Raw genomic sequence first — 17,423 nt, forward strand, 5'->3', positions numbered from 1 at the left:
ACGGTGTGTCTGTTTTGTGACAAACTTGTTTTAGAATTCTGCCATGTCCGGAATGTGGACGGTTATGTCACGGATTTATAGTTGGCTTTTAACCTTACTGTCTATTTTTGCAATCGTTTTTAATAGGGTTTATATATTATATAAAAGAAGACTCCTGCAACGGAGTGAAAAACAAGTCGAACAATTTAATGCCGTAGAAAAAAGATGAAAAATTCCAAGAAAGCACTCCTCTGCCTATTGGCATGCGCCTTGGCAGTAACCGGATGCAAGACACAGAAAGAACCGGCTGTGGCAGACAACGCAATGCTGGTCAGATCTACACAAACACTTGATTCCTTATATGCTCACTATTCCGCACCGGGCACTTGTCTGTTGCGTGAGAATTATCCTTCGGACGTGGAAGGCTATACCGCTACTTATCTGGCTTCCGAGGAACAGAAGAACCGTCCCAATCTCTACTCTTATTTGTGGCCTTATTCCGGTACCTTCTCCGCAGTGAATGCGTTGATGGAGGCCACTAAAGATAACAAGAAAGATTTCGGGAACTATCAGAAGTTGCTTGATGAGAAAGTGCTTCCGGGACTTGCTGAATATTTCGATACTCGTCGTATGCCCAAAGCGTATGCTTCTTACATCAAGGACGCTCCGTTGTCCGACCGCTTTTACGATGACAACGTGTGGCTCGGCATTGACTTCACAGACGTCTATCTGATGACTAGCCAAGAGAACTATCTGCAGAGCGCCAAGCTTATCTGGAAGTTTATAGAAAGCGGTATGGACGATTGTTTGGGAGGAGGTATCTATTGGTGCGAACAGAAGAAGGAATCAAAGAACACTTGTTCCAACGCCCCTGGTTCCGTCTTTGCCCTGAAACTTTTCAAGGCTACGCAAGACAGCTCCTATTTTGAGAAAGGGAAGAGTTTGTACGAGTGGACTAAAGCAACATTGCAGGACACAACAGACTGCCTTTACTTCGACAACATGCGTTTGGACGGTGAGATAGGACGTGCCAAATTTGCCTATAACAGCGGTCAGATGATGCAGTCGGCTGCTTTGCTCTATCAGCTTACCGGTAATGGGCAGTATCTGAAGGATGCGCAAGCGATTGCTGCTGCTTGTCATAATTATTTCTTCATGGAATTCACCCCCGGACAAGGAGAACCGTTCCATATGCTGAAGAAGGGTGATGTGTGGTTCACCGCCGTTATGTTGCGTGGTTTTATGGAACTCTATCAGGTGGACGGTAACAAGGTTTATCTTGATTCCTTTGCCCGCAGTCTGGACTATGCTTGGACGCATGCCCGTGAAGATAACGGCCTTTTCAATACTGATTTCACCGGCAAGAGCCGCGACAATCGTAAATGGCTGCTGACACAAGCCGCCATGGTAGAGATGTACGCGCGTTTGGCCGTGTTCGCTAATCAGTCTTTATAATTAAAACGAATCAGACCAAATGAAAAAGAGAAACATTACCTTGTGCGCTGTTGCCATGCTCTGTATGCAAGGCTATGCTAAGGCAGACACTTTTATCCTGAAAGGTGACAACACTTGTGTGGAGAACTATGCTCAGATGACTGCTGCTTACAAGAGCAATCGTCCAAAAATGAAGAAACGCCTTTTCACCTCAAAAGCGGTGGAAGCTGAGATTGTTCGCGTGAAGAAACTGCTTACCAATCCTAAGTTGGCGTGGATGTTTGAGAATTGCTTTCCTAATACGCTTGACACTACTGTACACTTTCGCATGCTGGACGGTAAACCCGATACTTTTGTTTATACCGGTGACATCCATGCTATGTGGCTGCGTGACTCCGGTGCGCAGGTGTGGCCATATGTGCAGTTAGCCAACAATGATGCGCAATTGAAAGAGATGCTCGAAGGTGTCATTCGCCGTCAGTTCCTTTGCATCAACATTGATCCGTACGCCAATGCTTTCAACGACGGACCTACGGGTGGCAACTGGATGACTGACTTGACAGATATGAAGCCCGAACTGCACGAGCGCAAATGGGAGATAGACTCTCTTTGTTACCCGCTTCGTCTGGCTTACCAGTATTGGAAAGTAACTGGTGACAGCAGTATCTTCGACGGTGAATGGATGAAGGCAATTACTGCTATCCTGAAGACTTTCAAGGAACAGCAGCGTAAGGACGGTGTAGGCCCTTACCGTTTCCAACGTAAGACGGAACGTGCTCTGGATACGCTGAATAACGACGGCTTGGGTGCTCCGGTCAAACCGGTGGGACTGATTGTTTCCGCTTTCCGCCCATCGGACGATGCCACTACGCTTCAGTACCTGGTCCCTTCCAACTTTTTCGCTGTCTCTTCTCTGAGAAAGGCTGCTGAAATTCTGACGGAAGTAAACAAGGAAACATCCTTGGCCAAAGAATGCACCGATTTGGCAGCCGAAGTGGAGGCAGCCCTGAAGAAATATGCCACTTACAATCATCCTGAGTTTGGGACAATCTATGCATTTGAAGTAGATGGATTCGGCAATCATCTGTTAATGGACGATGCCAATGTACCCAGCCTTCTTGCTATGCCTTATTTGGGTGATGTGGACGTAAACGATCCTATCTATCAGAATACACGCCGCTTTGTGTGGAGTGGCAGCAACCCTTACTTTTTTAAAGGTAAAGCCGGTGAAGGTATCGGAGGTCCGCACATTGGTTATGATATGGTATGGCCTATGAGTATCATGATGAAGGCATTCACCAGCCAGAATGATGAGGAGATAAAGATTTGTATCAAAATGCTGATGGATACGGATGCCGGTACGGGATTCATGCACGAGTCTTTCCACAAGGATGACCCCACTAACTTTACCCGTGCATGGTTTGCTTGGCAGAATACGCTGTTTGGAGAATTGATTTTGAAATTAGTGAACGAGGGTAAAGTGGATTTGCTGAACAGCTTGTAAAAACAGGAATTATTTAAAATCAATAAAGTGCGCTGGAAGGAGGATTAGGATACAAATTGCATGAATTGGTTGTTCGTTGGTATTATTTGTGTTCTTTTCCTTTTTTTATCGTGATTTATTATAATGTTTAATCTTAAAGAATATGAAAAAGAATCGAGTGTACACAGTAAATTCATTGCTGGCTCGGATAGGTGGGAACTATAAGTTCTGGCTTATTGCCTTGCCTGCTGTGACTATGCTGGCGCAGGCTCCTGCGGTTTATGCACATGCGGAGACTATTACTGTGGTGCAGCAAAACAATGCCACGGTGAGAGGTTCCGTTAAGGATGCCACAGGTGAAAGCCTGATTGGAGTGAGTGTTACTGTTAAGGGTAAAGAAGGTGTGGGTACCATTACAGATGTGGATGGAAACTATTCCATTGTTTGTAGTGCCCAAGATGTTCTCGTCTTTTCCTATGTGGGATATGCCACTCAGGAAATTGCTGTGAAAAATCAAAAACAATTGAATGTTGTCTTAAAGGAGGATACCAAGGTGCTGGATGAAGTTATTGTCATCGGTTATGGTACTACTACCCGCAAGAGTGCCGTAGGTGCTGTAGACCAGGTAAAGGCTTCCATGATCGAAGACCGTCCCGTGGCTAACATGACAGATGCTTTGCAAGGGGCTGCGCCCAACGTGGTTATCCAGCAGCGCAGTAGCAATCCTAATGATCGTAAGACTAACTTTAATATTCGTGGTATCAGCACTGTGAATGACAATAGTCCGCTTTTTGTCATAGACGGATTGGTAGCTGATGGCGGTAGTTTCGATAAATTGAATCCCAATGATATTGAGAACATTTCCATCTTGAAAGATGCCGGTACAGCTGCTATTTATGGTTCACGTTCTTCCAATGGTGTAGTTTTGGTTACTACTAAGAAAGGTAAGAAGAACCAGCGTGCGACAGTTCGGTTAAGTGGTATGATGGGATGGCAGAATCCGGATATCTTGTTTTCTCCGGTGAAAGGCTATCAGAACGCTACTTTGCGCAATTTAGCTGCCACCAATGCTGGAGAGGCTCCTTTGTATACACCCGATCAAATCCGTGACCTGGCTGCCCATCAAAATGAAGAAAGCTGGTTTTTTGATCAGATAGTCCGCACAGCCTTACAGCAGAATTACAATCTAAGCGTATCTGGAGGTAGTGATAAAACTACTTACATGGTGTCCATGGGTTATTATGACCAGGAAAGTAATTATGTGGGCAACAGTGATTTTGGCGTGCAGCGTTATAATTTTCGTACCAATGTTAGCACGGAAGTGGGACGTTTGAAACTGAATGCTATTTTGGCTTATACACGTAATAATAGTGTAAGTACCACCGGTGGGAGTTTGGAAGTGGATGCCGCCCGTGTACCTACTTATTATTATTACAAAATGAAATCGGAAGATGGAAGATATTTGTTAAATGATGTATTGACTGAATTTAACCCATTGGGAGCATTGGAAGCTGGTGGCCGTAACAAGTATCGTAACAATTATCTGAACGCTAATGTCAATGCTGAATTCCGGCTTATTGACGGATTGAAGTTGCGTGGAGTGTTGGGTGCGGATGTGATAAACGACATGCGTTCTACCCGCAATTTGGGCGTATCCTATTACTTGAATGAAGAGGCTACCGAACCACGTCCAGTGAAAGATACTGACTATCGGACCAGTAACTGGAATCATACGGCTTACCTTATTAATAGCCAACTTTTGTTGGATTACAACAAGACATTCGGTAAACACAATGTCAGCGGGCTTTTTGGAGTAACCAATGAATCGTTTACTTCGTCTAGCAATGAGATTGAGAAGAAAGGGGTAGATCCCGACTTGGGTATCGGTACAGACATTACCAATAGTACTGTGGGAAACATCACAGGAAAAACATTTGTAGATGAATCCAACCGTACCAGTCTGACTTCTCTGTTGGGACGTGTGGGGTATTCTTACGCTGACAGATATTATACAGAATTCAGCTTCCGTTATGACGCTTCTTCCAAGTTTCATAAAGACTACCGATGGGGTTTCTTCCCTTCTGTTTCATTAGGCTGGCGTTTGAGCGAGGAGAACTTTATGCAGGCTTACAAGGAACGTGTGGGTGACTTGAAACTGCGTACTTCTTTTGGTATCTTGGGTAACCAGTCTATTGGTACTTATGACCGTTTTACTGTTTACGAACTGTACAACAACTCTTACGCATACAACAACCAGACAGTATCGGGCGCAGGTTTTAAGTTAGGTAAGGATAATTTGACTTGGGAAAAGACCAAAACCTTCAACGTGGGTGTAGACGCTTCGTTCTTCAATAACGCTTTGAATGTGACGTTCGACTATTTCTACAAGCGTACGAGCGACATTTTAATGAAGCCCCTTGTGCCTTCGGTATTCGGTACGGATATGGCGATGGACAACATTGGTGAGATGCAGAATCAAGGTTGGGACCTCTCTATCAACTATCGTTTGAAAACGGGAGCTGCAAATCATAACTTCAACTTCAATCTTGGTGACTCTTGGAATGAAGTGCTGAAGTACCCTGGTCACGAAAGAATCTCACAAATAGAGGAGTTGAGCCGTATCACCCGTGAAGGATGTCCGTTGGAGTCTTACTACGGTTACAAGATGGACGGCTTTTTCCAAAGCTACGAGGAGATTGAGGCATCGGCTATTCCTGTAGGTGGAAAGGTACAGCCGGGTGACGTGAAGTTTGTAGACCGTAACGAAGATGGTGTCATCGACTCGAAGGATAAGTTTATCTTGGGTAATGCCTTCCCTCGTCTTACTTTCGGTTTCAACTACAATGTAGAATGGAAAGGATTCGATTTCGGTATGTTCTGGCAGGGTGTGGGCAAGCGTGACATGATGCTTCGTGGTGAATTGATTGAACCGTTCCACGCCAATTACTCTTATAATATCTATAAGCATCAACTGGATTTCTGGACTCCTACCAACACCGATGCACGTTGGCCGAGACTTACTGCTCCGGGTTCTACTTCCAACAGAAACAACTACGGAAACGGACAAGGTTCCGACCTATTCTTGATGGATGGAAAATACCTGCGTCTGAAGAACTTGCAGATTGGTTACACATTCCCCAAAACATGGAGCCGCAAGGTGGGCATGGAAAAGGCACGTATCTATGTCAACGGACAAAACTTGCTGACTTTCAGTAATAACTCGTTTATTGACCCTGAATCTTCTGAGTTCGACTCTAAGATGGGTAATAGTGGCGCCAATTCTGGTAGAAACTACCCGACGCTCCGTTACTATGGTTTCGGTATAGACATTGAATTCTAAAAACAACAGATAACTATGAGACTAAGAAAATATATAGCTTTTGCCGGAATGGCTGTTCTGATGCTTTGCAGTTGCAACGAGATGGAGAACGCACCGACAAACAAATTTACGGATAACTCTTATTGGACTTCCACCACCAAAGCCCAGTATGTGGTGAACATGGCTTACAGCCAGATGTACAATGCAGGCCGTATGTGGAGCGATGAAAGTTTGAGTGACAATGCTTACGACGGTCGCAGTGTGGACGACCAACGTGCCATTCGCAAAGGTATGGCTACTCCCTCGCTCGACATCTTCAAGAATGAATGGAAAGACCTTTACGGAGGCATAAAGACCTGCCACGTGTTCCTTGAAAAGGTGGATCTGGTACCCAACATGGACGCATCTGTTAAAGCACGTATGATTGCCGAGATACGCTATATCCGTGCAAGCCTCTACTTCCGTCTGACTAACCTTTATGGTGCAGTACCTTTCTTTACGGAGGACATCACGCTGGAAGAATCGCGGAGTGTAAGTCGTACAGACCGCGAAACCATTATCAGCTTCATTCACCAAGAATTGGAAGACATCAAGGATGCGCTTCCCACTCGCGACCAATTGCCCGAAGAAGACAAGGGCAAAATTACTAAAGGTGCCGTTTGTGCTTTGCAGGCTCGTGTCTACTTGATGGATAGCGACTGGAACAATGTGATGCTTTATTGCGACAATCTGATGAACAAACAGGGCGAATATGGTACTTATGCCTTATTTCCTGATTATGCCGGGCTTTTTGATGAAGCCAATGAGTATAATGAAGAGATTATCATGGACCGTTCTTATGTACCCAATTTGATTACTTGGGGTGAGATGGTAGACATGATTCCTTTGTCAAGAGGCGGACGTGCCGTGAACCGTGTGCCGCAACAATCATTGGTAGATACTTATCTGATGCTTAGTGGAAAGACTATCAGTGAAGCCGGGACAGATTATAACCCTGCTTATCCTTACGACAACCGTGACCCACGTCTCACCGCTACTATCATTTATGATGGCTATGACTGGAGTGGCAATGTGGACGATGGCAGTAAAGACGTAGTCATCAACATTCGTCCGGGTTCGGGAACCGATGCCTACGATGGTGGTGGAAACGGCACTTCTACCGGTTATTTCACCCGTAAGTATTATAATCCGCAGGCTTCCGGTGATCAGAATTCCGGTATGAACATCATCACTATGCGCTATGCTGACATCTTGCTGATGTATGCTGAGGCTGTTCACGAAACAAGCGGTATGACTGAAGCGGTATGGAACAAGACCATCCGTCCCATCCGCGAACGTGCCGGATTCACTGCCGATGCAGCCTTGAACTTTCCTGCCGGAAAGAGCAAGGAAGAGATGAGGCAGATTATTCGCGACGAACGTCGTGTAGAAATGGCGATGGAAGGTTTGCGCTGGTATGATATTAAGCGTTGGAAGGCTGGCAACGAATACTTGTCGGGCAAGGTGCGCGGTGCAAGCTTCGTGGACGAGAACAAGCTTGACACTCGCAAGTTCGAAGAGGCAAGAGATTATCTTTGGGCAGTTCCTATCAGTGAAATCAATTTGAATCCCAATCTGGCGCCTAACAATCCGGGATATGGAAATTAACGTGTATCTAAACTCATTAAAAACAATAGAACAATGAAAACAATATTCTCAACAATAGCTCTTTTTTCGGCAGTCCTCTTTGCTACGTCTTGTACGGAAGACATGGAATACAAGGATTCCAAAGTTTCCTCAGTAAATCAGTTGTATGAACCCACTGACGGCAAGGAAGTAGTCTTGCAATCGTCGGCCAGCGCCAGCCTGTTCTTTGAATGGGAGTCGGCCAAGGCTGAAGATAGCGGTGCCCCTCTTTATGAAGTGGTATTCGATAAAGAAGGTGGAGATTTTTCTAAGCCTATTTACAAAGTGCTTTCTGACAATGGCGGTTCTTTGAGCTATGCTACCATCAGCCACAAGACATTGAACAAGGTTGGTGCGGCTGCCGGATTGAACAGTGGTGAGACGGGTACACTTGTTTGGACAGTAATGGCTTCCAGAGGTTTGAATTCTGTAATGGCAAAGGAAAGCAAGAAGCTCACCATCACTCGCTTGGTGGGATTTGAAGAGATTCCGGCACAGCTTTACTTGACCGGAAGTGCTACTGAAGGTGGTATGGATGCTTCTAAGGCTGTGGCGTGTGCTTCACCCGAAAAGGATAAATTCGAAGTCTTTACGAAGTTGGAAGGCGGAAAGACTTACAAACTGGTAGATAGAGCAGCCGAAGGTGCCAAGGTGTTTTATATCAATGGCAATAAGATTATGGAAGGCGAAGGCGAGACAACCGTAGAAAAGACGGGAGTTTACCGCATTGAGATGGATTTCTCCATTGCATCTGTAACCGTCAGGGAAGTAAGTAAGATGGAATTCTACTTCTGTCCGAGTGGTGCCGCAACTTTTGAATTGCCTTATGTTGGAAACGGTGTGTTCTGCGGTCAGGATAAAATTGAGTTCAAGCAAGAAGGATGGGGGCGCGACCAACGCTATAAGTTCTTGATGACTTATGCTGATGGTAGTATACAGTATTGGGGAACCAAGAATACTACAGACTCTAATCCTGGTGCGGCTACTCCCGAAGATCCTTATTTCTACATTATGGAGACTCCTGATAACCAATGGGATCAGAAGTGGAAACTGAACAATGAATTCGATGGTGCGGCCGATGGCCACAATCCGGGTGCCATCACCAAGATTAGTGTGATATTCAATGTGGAGAACTATACTCATAAAGTGGAATTGGCCAACTAATTTAAGGAGAGATTATGAAAAAAATATTATTTTGTCTGCCCCTGCTTCTTTTGGCACTTCAATCGTGCGAGATAGAAGATGAGTATATGTATGATAAGGGGCTTTACACCATAGATTGGGATGCGGCTGCCGACAGCAGTTCTGTGACCCTGATAGATCGTTTCTGGAATACGGAAGAGAATTATTTCAACTACGGGAATGACGGTTCAATCAAGGATTTCCATTATTGGCCGCAGGCTCATGCTATGGATGTGATGATAGATGCTTACAATCGTACCGGAGATAGCAAGTACAGCGACTTGTTCGACAAATGGTATGTCGGTATCAAGGCAAAGAACGGTGGCAGTTATTGGAACAACTTTTATGATGATATGGAGTGGATTGCTCTCACCATGATTCGCTTGTACGAAGTTACTGATGAAAACAAGTATCTGGAAACTTCTCAAGAGATGTGGAATGAAATCAAGACCGGTTGGAACGATTACGCAGGTGGTGGCATTGCTTGGACTCACGACCGGCTATGGAGCAAAAATGCTTGTTCCAACGGTCCTGCTGCTTTGATTGCTGCTCGTCTTTACCGTATTAACGGGAATCAGGAGGATTTGGATTGGGCTGTCAATATTTATAAATGGGAGCGTGAAAATTTATTTAACCCTGCTACCGGCGCCATCTATGATAATGTGAACGGTGAAACGGGTGAGTTGAGTACACTTTCTCTTTCTTATAACCAAGGTACATTCTTGGGTGCTGCTTACGAACTGTATAAGATCACAGGAGAAGAGTCCTATTTGAAAGATGCTCGTAAGGCTGCCAATTTCGGTATCAGTAATAGCAGCATGATAGATACTGGAAACAATTTACTTCGTGATGAAGGCGATGGTGACGGAGGTTTGTTTAAGGGTATTTTCATGCGTTATTATGTGCAGTTGATTATGGAACCGAATTTGGACCCCATATATAAGAAGAAATTCATCACTTTCTTTAACAATAATGCTGAAATCTTGTGGCGAAAGGGAATCAATAAACTTGATTTGCTGTATAATACTAACTGGGCAATGAACAATAGCGGTAACAACCATTTGACTACGCAGACAAGTGGTTGTACTTTGATTGAAGCCAAAGCTCTCTTTGAAAAGAGCCTGAAATAAGTTAGCAATTAAAAGTGTGTCGAAACTCAATCTGGTTATTGGGTTTCGGCACATTTTTTTTTAGAGCCAGTTTTAATTGGCAGTTATTTTGGAAATAATGTTTTTAGAGACAACAGTTTTTTATATAAAATAAACACAAAAGATGAAACAGAATCAATATTTATTTCTACTGTTCGCCCTGATTGTTCTGACGGGCTGTGGCGGTACGCAGAAGAAATTAACCGAATATGTCAATCCTTTCTTGGGTACGGCTACTTTGTGGGAGCCTGAGGACTTAGGGTATACGCGCAAAATAAAGTCACGTACATGGGGTGCGGAAACTTATCCGGGTGCTACCTTGCCCAACGCAATGGTGCAGCTCAGCCCCGTTACACAGTTTCGTAGCGGTGCGGGCTATCAATATGAGGACACTGTGATTTATGGTTTTTCACATACTGCTAAAGGGCATTGGAACTTGTTGCATGTCCCCATGTTGCCAGTGGTGGGAACTATCGCTCCGGGTAATTATTGCTCCGGGTTTAGTCACGAGAAGGAATCTGCGCATCCGGGGTATTACCAAGTTTATCTGGAACGCTATAAAGTGAACGCCGAGTTGACCAGTACCTTGCGTTGTGCCTACCATAAATATACTTTCGGCAAGGGCGACGATAAGTCATTATTGGTAGACATCCGCCGTTCTAATAATGATGTCCGTGATTGGAAGATTGAGAAGGTTGACGATAATACGTTCACGGGTTATCAAGATGGCGATGGTAAAATCTACTTTTACGCTAAGACCAACTATAAAATAGGCCAAGTGGAAATGGTAAAAGACGACAAACATGAGGTGGCTGTGCTGCGTTTTATCGACAGCAAAGGTGTTGAACCTTTGGAAGTGAAGGCTGGTTTCTCGTTTGTGAGTATAGAGAATGCTCAAATGAATTTGAAGGCCGAAATGTTGAACAAAAGTTTTGCACAAGTGGCAGAAGAAGCCGATGCGGCTTGGGAAGCACTCCTCTCCAAGATTCAAGTTGCAGGTGGCACGGAACGTGAAAAGAGATTGTTTTATTCTACTTTCTTCCATGCTTTTAAATGGCCGGCTTTGCGTAGCGATGTGAATCATGAATATACTGATGTCCGTGGCGAAGTAGTGAATAACGGCTTCCACTATTACACTGACCCTTCTTTTTGGGACGATTATCGCAACAAACTGGTACTCATAGGTATGATTTCTCCCGATGTGACTACTGACATCATTAGGTCTATTATTGACAAAGGCGAGAAGCGTGACGGCTACATGCCCACCTTCTTCCATGGTGATCACGCTTCCACTTTTATTTCTGGTTCTTGGTTGCGTGGTTTGCATGATTTCGATCTGGAGCGTGCTTATAAGTTGATTCTGAAAAATGCTACGGTGCCCGGTAAAGGAGGACGTCGCTATTTGGATGAGTATATGGAGCGAGGTTGGATTGCTGAAAAAGACACAGTGAATGTACCCACATGGGACGAATACAAAGGGGCTGTGACCAAGACCCAGGAATATGCTTACGATGACTATGCCGTAGCCTTGGTAGCCAAGGAGCTGGGAGATGAAGCCAACTACAAGCTGATGATGGAACGCTCCAACAACTACAAGACGCTATTCGACCCCTCTACCGGCTTTTGGAGAGGTAAGATTGACGATGGTAGCTGGATTCAGGATTTCGATCCGTATTATCCCTATTACCAGTACATGTACCGTGAGGCCAATGCATGGAACGCCCTCTTCTTCGCCCCCCACGACCCCGAAGGCATGATTAAGCTCTATCCCAGTAAAGAGGCGGTGGAGGCTAAACTGGATTCCTTATTCAGCGAACCGTGGAGAGGTTACGAGGCCCACAACCTGACCGGATTCATCGGAAACTATTGTCACGGAAACCAGCCGGGACACAGCATTCCTTACACCTATTATTTCATAGACAAACAAGAGAAAGCCCAATGCATTCTCGACAGCCTGATGAACCACTACTATGACATGGGTGCCGACAAGCTGGCTTATGCAGGGATGGATGATGCCGGCGAGATGTCTTCGTGGTATGTGCTCAATGCTATTGGACTTTACACTTATTCGCCTGCCGATCCTGAATATATTGTTACTGTTCCCTTGTTCGATAAAGTGACGTTCAATCTGAATGGTCGTCCCTTTACGATTGTGAAGAAAGGAAGCGGCAAGAAGATTATTGACATTACTTATGACGGTAAGAAGATTGACGGTTACTTTATCACCCATGACCAACTGAGGGAGGGCAAGGAACTGGTGATTACTACGGAATAGATAAACAATGGAGTTATGAAAAGAAATATACTGCTTCTATTCACATTCTTTGCTTGCATTACTGTACAAGGGCAGACTCCGGTTCGTTTGGTTGATCTGAGGAGCGAACATCTTGACAGACCTATAGGTTTGGATAATCCCGTTCCACGCCTTTCTTGGCGGATGGAAGATGGTAGGCAGGGAGCTGTGCAGACTTCCTGGCGGATTGTGGTAGACGAAGACTCGTTGAATGTGGTCAATGGCTGTGGCAGGATGTGGGATAGTGGAAAGAACGATTCCCGTAATCAGCTTGTGGCCTATGCGGGCAAAAAACTGCAGCCTTTCACTAGATATTATTGGAAAGTAATCTGCAGCGACATGGAATATAAGGAGACTGCTTCTCCTGTCTCTTACTTTGAAACGGGCATGATGGGGATGCAACATTGGCAAGGTGCTTGGATTGGCGATGGCAAGGATATTCATTATGGGCCTGCCCCTTACTTCCGAAAAGAGTTCAAGACCGGCAAAAAGGTAAAGTCAGCGCGTGCTTATATTGCCGCTGCTGGACTATATGAGCTTTACATCAATGGCGAGAAGATAGGAGACCACTGCCTTGCCCCTCTCTATACCCGCTTTGATCGCCGCAACTTGTATGTGGCTTATGATGTGACTTCACAATTACAGAATGGTGACAACGCTATTGGCGTACTTTTGGGTAACGGCTGGTATAACCATCAATCCAAAGCAGTGTGGGACTTCGACCGTGCCCCTTGGCGCAACCGTCCCACTTTCTGTCTGGACTTGCGCATTACCTACACCGATGGAAGCGTGGAGACTATTCCCACCGATCTCAGTTGGCGGACAGCGTCGGGTGCAATCACTTTTAATAGTATCTATACTGGCGAGCACTACGATGCACGTCTGGAGCAGAAAGGATGGAGCACTCCGGAATTCGATGATTCCAAGTGGCGCGGAGTAGCCTATCGGAGTGTACCTTCTTCCAATGTCACTGCCCAGCAAGTACATCCCATCCGTAATGTAAAGATTTTCCCCGCCGTCTCTTTCCGCAAAGTGGACGAGAAAACATACATCTATGATTTCGGGCAAAATATGTCCGGTGTGACTTGTATTCATGTTTCGGGTGAACGGGGAACGGAGGTCAGAATCAAACATGGCGAACGCTTACATCCAAATGGCCGCCTCGATCTCTCGAACATTGATGTCTACTTTCGAGGCGATAAGGAGAAAGACCCTTTTCAGACGGACATTCTCATTCTGAGTGGAGAAGAGGATGAGTTCATGCCCCGATTTAATTACAAGGGATTTCGTTATGTGGAGGTAGTGGCAGATAAGCCTATTGAGCTTGACCAAAACAGCTTGATTGCTTACTTCATGCACAGTGATGTGCCGGCAGTAGGTAGCTTGGAATCTTCGAGCCCACTGATAGGCAAGCTGCTCCATGCTGCCAATCACTCTTACCTTTCCAATCTGATGGGCTACCCCACCGATTGCCCTCAGCGCGAGAAGAACGGTTGGACTGGTGACGGTCATTTTGCCATTGAGGCAGCATTTTATAACTTTGATGGAATTACCGTTTACGAAAAATGGTTGGCCGACCATCGTGACGAACAGCAGCCCAACGGAGTGCTGCCCGATATTATTCCAACTGGTGGATGGGGATATGGTACAGACAACGGGCTGGACTGGACTAGTACTATTGCCATCATCCCTTGGAATATCTACCTCTTCTACGGTGATAGCAAGCCCTTGAGCGATTGTTACGAGAGCATCAAACGTTATGTGGATTATGTGGAGCGTATCTCTAACAATCATCTCACTACGTGGGGGCGCGGAGACTGGGTGCCGGTGAAGTCAAAATCCAATAAAGAGCTGACTTCCTCGGTCTACTTTTATGTAGATACCAAGATTTTGGCCGCTGCTGCCAAACTCTTCGGCAAACAGGCCGATTACGAATATTATAATGCCTTGTCGGAGGAGATAAAGCAAGCTGTCAATGATAAGTTCCTGAATCGAGAAACAGGCATCTATGCCGAAGGTTCACAAACCGAATTGAGTGTTCCCTTGCAATGGAAGATTGTGCCCGAAGAGTTGATAGGAAAAGTGGCAGCTAACTTGGCACATAAGGTAGAGGAGGACGGTTTTCACTTGGATGTGGGTGTATTAGGAGCTAAAGCTATTCTGAATGCACTCAGCGAAAATGGTTATGCTGAAACAGCTTATAAGGTGGCTGTACAGGACACTTATCCTTCATGGGGTTGGTGGATGGTGAACGGTGCCACTACGCTGCTCGAGAACTGGGATTTGCAGGCTACTCGTGACATCTCGGACAATCATATGATGTTCGGTGAAATAGGTGCTTGGTTCTACAAGGGGCTGGGAGGTATTTTCCCTGATCCCGTGCAACCTGGTTTTCAAAACATTCTGCTCCGTCCCCATTTCATAAAGGGATTGAAACGGTTTGAAGCTCGTCATCGGTCGCCTTACGGTGAAATTGTTTCTCGCTGGGAATGGAAAGGGAAATGTGTGCATTATGAAGTTACAGTGCCCGCTAACAGTACAGCTACACTCACTTTACCTGACAAGGCCGAGAATGTACGGGTGGTGGAACTGGCGGCAGGAAGATATGAGTTTATTGTAAAGTGACCCTGTACTTTTCATTTATGCTTGCAAATATGTAATTAGCGGGTTTGCCACGTTGTTGTGGCATAACTCGCTAATTTTTATAGTCGGTATGTTAAGGGATGGCTTTTTCATTCTTATAGCCTGATCTTTCCCTCCAACCGTATATCTTCCGATGAAGCCCCTATCAGCAGCTTCACCGTTCCGGGTTCTACAACGAACATCTGCTTTCCTTCGTTCCAATAGCCGAGCTCTTCTTTGGGCACGGTAAGCGTCACTTTCCGGGTTTCGCCGGCCTTGATGGGGATACGCCTGAAGGCGCGCAACTGCTTGGAAGGACGTTCCACTTTGGAGTCCGGATAGCTGGCATAGAGCTGTACGACTTCTTCTCCGTCGCGTCCGCTGGTATTCTTCACTGATACCGTCACGCGGATGTTCTTCTTGTCTTGCTTGACGGATTCAATCTTCTCGTACGTAAAGTCGGAATAGCTCAGACCATAGCCGAAAGGATAGAGCACAGGGCCTTGGTGGTACATATACGTACGTCCGTTGCGGATGTCGTAGTCCATTATGTCGGGTAGGTCAGTGATGTCTTTCACCCACGTCTGTACGGTACGTCCGGCTGGATTCACCTTGCCGAAGAGTACGTCGGCCAGTCCGTTGCCCTGCTCCTGACTGCAGTGGGTGATGTGGACGATGGCAGGCACGTGCTCCTGGCTCCAGTTGATGGTGTAGGGGAAGCTGCTGACGAGCACCAGTATGGTATTGGGATTGGCCTTGAGCACCAGCTTCACCAAGTCTTCATCGGGCAGCATCAGCGATTTGCGGTCCACGGCTTCGCGGCCGTCACTGGGGACGGGAGAGAACTTCCAGTCCGCACGCGTGCCGTAAGGATGGTTTCCTACACACACGATGGCAACGTCGGCGGCTGCAGCAGCCTTTTCTGCCTGGCCCATGCGGTTGTCTTCGGCGTGGATGATTTCGGTTCCTTCTTTCACAGCATTGCGTATGCCACTCAGAATCGTTGTTTCGTAAGGCGGGGTACCACTATACCAGTCTTGCACGATTTTGTCCGAATACGGGCCTATAACGGCTATTTTACGCAGCTTTCCGGCATCGAGTGGCAGGAGTTTTTTGTTTTTCAATAACACCACGGACTTGGCGGTGACTTCCCGTGCCAGCCTGCGGGCTTCTGCTGTCATGAAAGGCGGTGTCTCCGTACTGTTCTTTCCGATAGAGAGATAAGGGTTACGGGAGTTGTCCCCGTCCAGCAAGCCGAGCTTGAGGGCGACGAAGATGTTCCCGCGGATAGCCTTGTCGATGTCGACTTCGGTCAGTAATCCCTTTTCCAGAGCTTCCTTGACGTAAGGAACGTATGCGTCGAGAAATTGTCCTGTGGTGGCTTTTACTACGGCAGCAGCACCCTCCGCAAAGCTCGGAAAACTCTTGTGCGCTTCAATCAGCAGTTTCAGGGCACCGCCGTCCGTACAGATGATACCGTTGTTGCCCCACTGCTTGCGGGTAATCTCTTCGAGGCAGGGATGGATGGACATGGGGATGCCGTTCCAACTGTTGTAGGCGGCCATGAAGGCACGGCTGCCTCCCTCGGTGATGCCTTTATAGAAAGGATAAGCATAGTATTCATGGAACAAGCGCGTGTCGAAGTCGGAGGAAGTGCTGTCCCGTCCGTCCTCGTTGCTGTTGGCAAGGAAATGCTTCATCAGAGAGGCGGTTTTCCAGTAGCGGGGATGATTGCCTTGCAGGCCGCGTACGCTGGCAATGGTGAGTTGGGCGGTGAGGAAAGCATCTTCTCCGAAACTCTCCTCGGTGCGTCCCCAGCGTGGGTCGCGGGCAAGGTCGGCATTCGGAGCGCGCATCACGAGGGCATGACGCTTGTTGCCGGTGGTCTGCATGTAGTAGCGGGCTTCTTCAGCGGCTTGTTCCGCTACTTTCCGCACCAAATCGGTGTCCCATGTGGAGCCCAGACCGTAGGATTGGGGGAATATGGTGGTGGGGCAGTCTGTGGGGACTACTTTCCCGTCTTTCGTTCTTTGGCGTCCGCCCCACATGGCAGGCCCGCCGAGGGTCAGCCCGTGCAGTCCTTCGTAGTGTCCGCAACGGGGAATGTTGAAGCGAGGGACACCGAGGTCGGTGGAAAGAAGGTTTATCTTTTCATCCAATGTCAGGATGGAAAGAAGATGTTCCACGCGCTGTTCGTCGGTGAGCGTGGTATCTTGAAAGGCTTGTATGTGTTGTGCGCTTGCCTGTAAGCCGAATAGCAGGGGCAAGGCGAGGAACAATAACTTGTTTCGCATGGGG

9 protein-coding genes are annotated in these 17,423 nt (G+C 46.6%); 8 read left to right on the plus strand and 1 reads right to left on the minus strand.

Translation table 11 applies throughout. The annotated features are described in order from the left end of the window. The first annotated feature begins 204 nt into the window (after positions 1–204). The 8 genes from DW039_RS04205 (at position 205) to DW039_RS04240 (ending at position 15,128) form a co-directional block, all read left to right on the plus strand. Entirely contained in the window at positions 205–1,434 is a 1,230-nt protein-coding gene (locus DW039_RS04205) for a glycoside hydrolase family 76 protein (RefSeq protein WP_005824838.1), read from the plus strand. Positions 1,435–1,453: 19 nt separating this feature from the next. Beyond that, positions 1,454–2,917 carry a glycoside hydrolase family 125 protein gene (locus tag DW039_RS04210; RefSeq protein ID WP_005824841.1) on the plus strand — a complete coding sequence of 488 codons (1,464 nt, stop codon included), beginning with the start codon at positions 1,454–1,456 and terminating at the stop codon, positions 2,915–2,917. Positions 2,918–3,059: 142 nt separating this feature from the next. Continuing rightward, positions 3,060–6,236 carry a TonB-dependent receptor gene (locus tag DW039_RS04215; protein ID WP_005824843.1) on the plus strand — a complete coding sequence of 1,059 codons (3,177 nt, stop codon included), beginning with the start codon at positions 3,060–3,062 and terminating at the stop codon, positions 6,234–6,236. 15 nt (positions 6,237–6,251) lie between these two features. Then, on the plus strand, positions 6,252–7,862 hold the full coding sequence (locus DW039_RS04220; protein WP_005824845.1) for a RagB/SusD family nutrient uptake outer membrane protein: 1,611 nt from the start codon (positions 6,252–6,254) through the stop codon (positions 7,860–7,862). A 33-nt stretch (positions 7,863–7,895) separates the two neighbouring features. Beyond that, positions 7,896–9,044: a SusE domain-containing protein gene (locus DW039_RS04225; RefSeq protein ID WP_005833935.1), complete on the plus strand. Its 1,149-nt coding sequence runs from the start codon at positions 7,896–7,898 to the stop codon at positions 9,042–9,044. Positions 9,045–9,058: 14 nt separating this feature from the next. After that, the gene (locus DW039_RS04230; protein WP_005833934.1) at positions 9,059–10,192 is read left to right on the plus strand and encodes a glycoside hydrolase family 76 protein; all 1,134 of its coding nucleotides are present in this window, start codon (positions 9,059–9,061) and stop codon (positions 10,190–10,192) included. Between the two features lie 142 nt (positions 10,193–10,334). Further along, positions 10,335–12,485, plus strand: a complete 2,151-nt coding sequence (locus tag DW039_RS04235) for a GH92 family glycosyl hydrolase (protein ID WP_005833933.1) — start codon at positions 10,335–10,337, stop codon at positions 12,483–12,485. Between the two features lie 15 nt (positions 12,486–12,500). Beyond that, positions 12,501–15,128 (plus strand): glycoside hydrolase family 78 protein, encoded by a 2,628-nt coding sequence (locus DW039_RS04240; RefSeq protein WP_057087315.1) that lies wholly within the window; start codon positions 12,501–12,503, stop codon positions 15,126–15,128. A gap of 113 nt (positions 15,129–15,241) precedes the next feature. Here the strand turns inward: DW039_RS04240 and DW039_RS04245 are convergent, their stop codons facing one another. After that, on the minus strand, positions 15,242–17,419 hold the full coding sequence (locus tag DW039_RS04245) for a glycoside hydrolase family 3 C-terminal domain-containing protein (RefSeq protein ID WP_120381730.1): 2,178 nt from the start codon (positions 17,417–17,419) through the stop codon (positions 15,242–15,244). Between the last annotated feature and the right edge of the window lie 4 nt (positions 17,420–17,423).

It is taken from the genome of Bacteroides sp. AF39-16AC (assembly GCF_003602735.1).
Lineage (GTDB): Bacteria > Bacteroidota > Bacteroidia > Bacteroidales > Bacteroidaceae > Bacteroides > Bacteroides uniformis.